1 protein-coding gene is annotated in these 1804 nt (G+C 72.2%); it reads right to left on the bottom strand.

Annotated elements, in window-relative coordinates:
• The coding region (locus V7793_RS37160; RefSeq protein WP_336014105.1) for a BCCT family transporter at positions 1–1611 on the bottom strand (1611 nt) is incomplete at its 3' end.
• Positions 1612–1804: the final 193 nt, after the last annotated feature.

The following is a 1804-nucleotide window of genomic DNA, read 5'->3' as shown; positions in this document are numbered from 1 at the left end:
GCCGACCATCGTCCGCAGCGCGTCCCGCAGCCCGTGCGCCGCGTGGTGACGGGCCGGGCCCGCGCCCGGGTCCTCGCGCAGCTCCGTCATCAGCGACCAGCACAGCGCCAGCATCACCAGCACGAACGGCAGCGCGACCAGGATCGTCGCCGACTGCAGCGACTGCAGCCCGCCGGCCACCAGCAGGACCGCCGCCACCGCCGCCATCAGCACCCCCCACGTCACCACCAGCCACGTGCGCGGGTGCAGCGCGCCCCGGCTGGAGAGCGAGCCCATCACCAGGGACGCGGAGTCCGCGCTGGTGATGAAGTACGTCATCACCAGCGCCATCGCGATCCACGAGGTGAGCGTCTCCACCGGCAGGGTGTCCAGGAGCGCGAACAGCGACGCCTCCGCCCCGTCCTTGACGGTCCCGGCCATGTCGGCCGCGCCCGTCATGTCCAGCCGCAGCGCGCTCCCGCCCATCACGCAGAACCACACCACCGTCGCCCCGCTGGGCACGAGCAGCACGCCGACGAGGAACTCGCGGATCGTCCGCCCGCGCGAGATCCGGGCGATGAAGGTGCCCACGAACGGTGCCCACGACAGCCACCACGCCCAGTAGAAGATCGTCCACGCGCCGAGCCACTTCGAGTCGGTGAACGCGCCCGTACGGGTCGCGAGCGTCACCAGGTCGTGCAGGTAGCCGCCGGTGGCCGCGGGGATGGTGTTGAGGACGAAGACGGTGGGGCCGAGGAGGAAGACGAAGAGCATCAGGCAGGCGGCCAGCACGATGTTGAGCGTGCTGAGCCACTTCACGCCCTTGTGCAGCCCGGAGAAGGCCGACAGCACGAACGCGGCCGACAGCCCGCCGATGATCACCAGCTCCAGGGCCGTGCTGTCCTGCACGCCCGTCGTGATGTTGAGCCCCTTGGACACCTGGAGGGCGCCCAGGCCCAGGCTGGTCGCCGTGCCGAAGACGGTCGCGAAGACCGCGAGCAGGTCGATCACCCGGCCCGGCCAGCCCGCGGCCCGCTCCTCGCCCAGCAGCGGCACGAACGCCGAGCTCAGCCGGTTGCCGCGGCCCTTGCGGAAGCCGGCGTAGGCGAGCGCGAGGCCGGCCATGCCGTAGATCGCCCACGGGTGCAGGGTCCAGTGGAAGAACGAGTACTCCAGCGCCGTGCGGGCCGCCGCGGGCGTGCTCGCCGTGATGCCGCTGCCCGGCGGCGGGGAGACGAAGTGCAGGAGCGGCTCGCCGACCCCGTAGAACATCAGGCCGATGCCCATGCCCGCGCTGAACATCATCGCGATCCACGCGAGGTTGCCGAACTCGGGCCGGTCGTCGTCCCGGCCCAGCCGGATCCGGCCGAAGCGGCTGACGGCGATGACCACGCACAGGACGAGGAAGACGTCGGCGGCGATCACGAACAGCCAGGCGAAGTTGGACAGCACCCACTCCAGCGCCGACTTCGTCACCCGGTCGAAGGAGCGCTTGCCCAGCGCGGCCCACGCGACGACCGCGAGCACCGCGGCGCCGCCGATCGCGACCAGCGCCGGGTCCGGGGGCTCCTCCCCGCCGCCCGGAGCGGCAGGGGAGGACGGGCCGGCCGGATCGTGCGCATCGGTGCTCATGACGCCCCACTATGGCCGGAAGAGTGCGGAATCAGGCGGACTGGCACGCCGTGCACAGGCATGGGCAAGGGCGGATCCGCCCCGGTAGGGTCCGGGCCGCGCGGCCCTGCGAGGGCGGGCCGGGCCCGATGCGAGGGGTGGCGTGTGATGACGGACGCGGTACGGGTGCTGATCGCCGCGGACAAGTTCAAGG

Origin of the sequence: Streptomyces sp. KLMMK (assembly GCF_036961605.1) — a bacterium.
Lineage (GTDB): Bacteria > Actinomycetota > Actinomycetes > Streptomycetales > Streptomycetaceae > Streptomyces > Streptomyces telluris.
The sequence above is the reverse complement of the archived record's forward strand: the minus strand, read 5'-3'. Positions and strand labels throughout refer to the sequence as shown.